Annotated in this window: 7 protein-coding genes; 3 read left to right on the top strand and 4 right to left on the bottom strand. The window is 44.4% G+C overall.

The genetic code is table 11. The features are described 5' to 3' along the window. Nucleotides 1–278: 278 nt before the first annotated feature. The 4 genes from RIG66_RS27920 to RIG66_RS27905 all read right to left on the bottom strand — a co-directional run bounded on the left by RIG66_RS27920 (nucleotide 279) and on the right by RIG66_RS27905 (nucleotide 1,504). Nucleotides 279–575, bottom strand: coding sequence for a hypothetical protein (locus tag RIG66_RS27920; RefSeq protein WP_446382457.1), 297 nt, complete (start codon nucleotides 573–575; stop codon nucleotides 279–281). Nucleotides 576–853: 278 nt separating this feature from the next. After that, nucleotides 854–1,048 (bottom strand): hypothetical protein, encoded by a 195-nt coding sequence (locus RIG66_RS27915; RefSeq protein ID WP_446382455.1) that lies wholly within the window; start codon nucleotides 1,046–1,048, stop codon nucleotides 854–856. Beyond that, on the bottom strand, nucleotides 1,045–1,242 hold the full coding sequence (locus RIG66_RS27910; RefSeq protein WP_446382453.1) for a helix-turn-helix transcriptional regulator: 198 nt from the start codon (nucleotides 1,240–1,242) through the stop codon (nucleotides 1,045–1,047). Before RIG66_RS27910 ends, RIG66_RS27915 begins: the two co-directional genes overlap by 4 nt. Nucleotides 1,243–1,288: 46 nt before the next feature. After that, nucleotides 1,289–1,504, bottom strand: coding sequence for a hypothetical protein (locus RIG66_RS27905; protein WP_446382452.1), 216 nt, complete (start codon nucleotides 1,502–1,504; stop codon nucleotides 1,289–1,291). A 461-nt stretch (nucleotides 1,505–1,965) separates the two neighbouring features. Here RIG66_RS27905 and RIG66_RS27900 point away from each other — a divergent pair, with 461 nt between their 5' ends. Genes RIG66_RS27900 through RIG66_RS27890 form a run of 3 tightly spaced genes read left to right on the top strand, consistent with a single transcriptional unit; the run spans nucleotide 1,966 to nucleotide 3,411 of the window. After that, entirely contained in the window at nucleotides 1,966–2,274 is a 309-nt protein-coding gene (locus RIG66_RS27900; RefSeq protein WP_446382450.1) for a hypothetical protein, read from the top strand. Between the two features lies 1 nt (nucleotide 2,275). Next, nucleotides 2,276–2,797: a hypothetical protein gene (locus RIG66_RS27895; protein ID WP_446382448.1), complete on the top strand. Its 522-nt coding sequence runs from the start codon at nucleotides 2,276–2,278 to the stop codon at nucleotides 2,795–2,797. After that, the gene (locus RIG66_RS27890) at nucleotides 2,794–3,411 is read left to right on the top strand and encodes a DnaB-like helicase N-terminal domain-containing protein (RefSeq protein ID WP_446382446.1); all 618 of its coding nucleotides are present in this window, start codon (nucleotides 2,794–2,796) and stop codon (nucleotides 3,409–3,411) included. Before RIG66_RS27895 ends, RIG66_RS27890 begins: the two co-directional genes overlap by 4 nt. The last annotated feature ends 167 nt before the right edge of the window (nucleotides 3,412–3,578 follow it).

The following is a 3,578-nucleotide window of genomic DNA, read 5'->3' as shown; positions in this document are numbered from 1 at the left end:
TTCAGCTCCTAAGCGTTTCTCACCGCTAGGCAGCATATAAGCCTAAAATTCGGGAGACCTTAAAAGTATTAGCAGAAGGTAATCTCAGACATTCTGACTCGGTATTTGGGAGACCCTCTAACCAGTTATCTAAAGTTGAATTAGGCAACCCAGCGTGACGTTCCATCATGCCAAAACCAAAACCAACAGTGGGTTGGTCTTTCCCTAGTCCATTCGGATCGATGACTATAACATCAAACTCTTTACCCTCAAAATTCAGCTTAATTAGCTGTCCTTGCTTAACAGTTCCACCGTCCTTCCTTGTCTTCAGGCTTGTTTTTGTTTAAGTTATCTTCCAAAAATTCGACTTCTTTGTAATCGATTGAATAAATTATCAGCCGCCCGCTGACCACGCGATCCAGAATCGCATGGCCATAGAGACAATTTAACGCCTTGCTTACAGTGCTACGCGGCAATTCCAGCCGCTTTGCTATATTGCCTGCGGGCAATGAGCCGCAAGCAGCTAGCAACAAGTAAATTTTTCTTTGTGTTGCCGAAAACTTGTCAACTATGCTTTTAATTCCTGGTTTGTTCATTTGCGATTCTATTTTAAAAAGGGATTTCATCGTACCAATGCGCGGACTTTGAATTCCAGCACGGATGCCATAAGTCCTTGGGCATTTTTGTCGTGAGCATTAGGACGACATTTAAAGTAATTCGACACCAGAAAGGCAACCAACGCCAGCGCGTCTCTTTCAGCACCGAAGGATTTGGATATTTTAGGTCGTAGGCGAGAGTTCGCCAGAATGAGAATGAAGATTTATGTTCTTGGTTCATTTTGCCTCCAATTTATCGAGAGCCTGTTTCATGTCTACTAACTCCAAAAACTTGATAACAAATCCCCGATCGCCTCCCACCAAAGAAACTTCTGTACAATGTCCGGTTCTTTTGGCGCATCAGCACCAGAGGGGGTAGGTAATTGTTGATGGTGCTGGGGCGGCGGGATTTTTCCTAGAGCCATCTGCAAGTTCAATTTTGCTGCTTGGTCTGGTTCTGGTAGTTGGTTCATTTTGGTGGGTCTGGCAGGTCATCGACAGTCATCCCAACGCTTGCCATGAGCTGGTGCAATTTCTTGTACTGCCAAAGTTCCAGGCGCAAACGATGATAGTCCCGTTCGTGACTCCGAACGGTTCTTTCGTTGATACCGAGATATTCAGCCAATTGAGGTTGGGTCCAATCCAGTCTCTTTCGCAGTTCAAGCAAGGTTGCTCCTGTCGGGTTGCAAATGTCGGGATTATCATCTACCATTTTAAACATAAACCGGATAACTTATCCGGTTATTACAAACAAAGATCGGCAGAGAGCGGGGACTGTGCGAGACTAGCGACTGCCAGAAACCCCCTCTCTTTCCGGAAACATACTGTACCAGCGAAGCGTGATCAGCGATCGCGATCGCAATAATTTGAAATGTAGAGAGGAATACAAAAATGAGATGAAATGCGATCGCCCGATAGTCGGCGAACATGCTCCCATCCTTGGAACGTTTGCCCAGAAGCAGGCAACTTATACTGACGTGTGAAACACACATGACTACTGGAAAAGGGGCAGGACAATCAATCCCGCCCCTATTTACTGGACCAATTCGCCAGCTATTTTACTGGCGAACCAACACACCGAAGGTATCGCGAGCGCTAATCGCCCTTAGACATTTCACCCGTGGAACTATCGTATCTGTGCGGAGCCTCCCCGACTCGCACTACACATTCTCCGGGGATTTTAAGTATGCCTTTAGGAAATTATGCGGGGATTATGACTTGGAGCCTACAAGCACAGCCTGCTACGAGGAATTTTTCGACAAAGACAAGCTAAACCTTTACCACGTAAAATACATCGAATTCCGCCTTACAGACGGGCTGCTTATTAGTCGGGAAATTCTGGAGGAAAGGGATTTTTATCATTTAATTGACAGATTAAACCAGAGTGATCATGGATGAGAAGATAAACTTATTAGCCAGAATAATCATCGCGCGGAACTCCGTGGACAGACGCTACAACATTCATCAGGTTGCGGCGGTTTACAATCGCGCCGCTCAGATCATTGGAACAATCTTTCCCTTGCTTGATCGAGAATATATCGAGGATGGCACATGGCATTTTGACTTCCTGCTGATGGCAGGTTGCCTCTGCCACGATCGGGATTATCCATACAATGATCTGGAGGATTTGAGCGATCGTGCGGTTTATCTTAATTCTTTATGCAATCAAATAGAGAGAGAAAGGGGGGGGGATAGTTAGTATGCCGATTCTCCGCCTCGATCCGCCGATCGAAATTAGCATACCCAAGAGAATGAGAAGAACCGATAAATTGCTAAAAGCTAGAACCCTGGCTGCTGTATTGGCACACGATAGCAGTGACAGCCCAATAAAAGAGCTTCAAAATATTCCTGATAAGGAACAACTTTATCAAACTTTAAACAAGCATCATTATTGCTGGAATTCCCAAGGTAAGCGTTGGGAAAAACTAACCTTTGAAGACGCCGACTCTCCCAGTGAGGTTGTCCGTATTCGGATATGGACTGATAGTCGATATACGAAAGATATAGCTGAAGAGCTGATTTCATCTTTAGCAGCAAAAGGATTGAGATGCGTTAGCAAATCGACGCCGTATCCCTGTCGGAAGCCAAACCAACTTGAATCAAGAATTTACCTGGACTTCTTAAAGAATCCAGAATCAGACATTCAACCAGAAAATGGTAGCGCCGTACTTGGAGCAAAGCACACAAAAAAAGGGGATATTAATCCCCAGCGAACATTATGACTGAATCAATTGTAAATCAGAAGCTTAACGACTATCTTAGCACACTTCCACCTCAGAATATAGAGGCTGAGGAGTGGATTTTGGGTGGGATAATGCTCGATCCTGAAGCAATGGAACGGGTAGTTGACCTACTAACACCTGAGGCTTTCTATTTCAGCGATCACCAGGAAATTTATCGAGCGGCACTAGCTCTATACAGAGAGGAAAAGTCAACAGACTTTATGGCTGTCACCTCCTGGCTGTATGACCATAAAAAGTTAGACAAAGTGGGGGGTCAAAGTAAGATAGCGCAGCTAATAGAACGCACGGTGTCAGCCGTCAACATTGACCGTTATGCAGCTTTGGTAATGGACAAATTCTTGCGCCGACAGCTCATTGAGTCGGGCAATGAGATTACTAAAATAGGTCATGACTTGCTTTACACCCAAGAGGAATGTCTAGATCGAGCGCGGCAGAAACTCGATAAAGTTCTTTCAATTCCTCTCAAGCGAGAAGACAAGCTAAAAGCCAAACACAAAAAGTTAATTGCTGAAATAGAGAAGGTTGAGCTAGAAGAAGAAGATCCTAGTTTCAAGTACCTTAAAATCAAAGAAATAGGGGTCTTCCGGACTTAGTGTGCTAAATTATCAGTCTTAATGATTCAGAAGGTTTTCCACACAAGGGCTGTAGCTTTTGATCGCCTCAAAATAAATTGAAATTCGGGTAAAAACGGTTAAAGCTATTGCTGTCCAATACTTGGGCAAATCTAACTAACAATTTAGCACACTAACTACGGAAGACC

The sequence above is a fragment of the Coleofasciculus sp. E2-BRE-01 genome (assembly GCF_040221695.1).
Taxonomy (GTDB): Bacteria; Cyanobacteriota; Cyanobacteriia; order Cyanobacteriales; family Coleofasciculaceae; genus Coleofasciculus.
The sequence above is the reverse complement of the archived record's forward strand: the minus strand, read 5'-3'. Positions and strand labels throughout refer to the sequence as shown.

Bases quoted from the DNA above. Each gene is read 5' to 3' on its own strand.
- RIG66_RS27915 (WP_446382455.1), bottom strand. From the start codon at position 1,048: ATGAACCAACTACCAGAACCAGACCAAGCAGCAAAATTGAACTTGCAG.
- RIG66_RS27920 (WP_446382457.1), bottom strand. From the start codon at position 575: ATGAACAAACCAGGAATTAAAAGCATAGTTGACAAGTTTTCGGCAACA.
- RIG66_RS27900 (WP_446382450.1), top strand. From the start codon at position 1,966: ATGGATGAGAAGATAAACTTATTAGCCAGAATAATCATCGCGCGGAAC.
- RIG66_RS27895 (WP_446382448.1), top strand. From the start codon at position 2,276: ATGCCGATTCTCCGCCTCGATCCGCCGATCGAAATTAGCATACCCAAG.
- RIG66_RS27905 (WP_446382452.1), bottom strand. From the start codon at position 1,504: ATGTTCGCCGACTATCGGGCGATCGCATTTCATCTCATTTTTGTATTC.
- RIG66_RS27890 (WP_446382446.1), top strand. From the start codon at position 2,794: ATGACTGAATCAATTGTAAATCAGAAGCTTAACGACTATCTTAGCACA.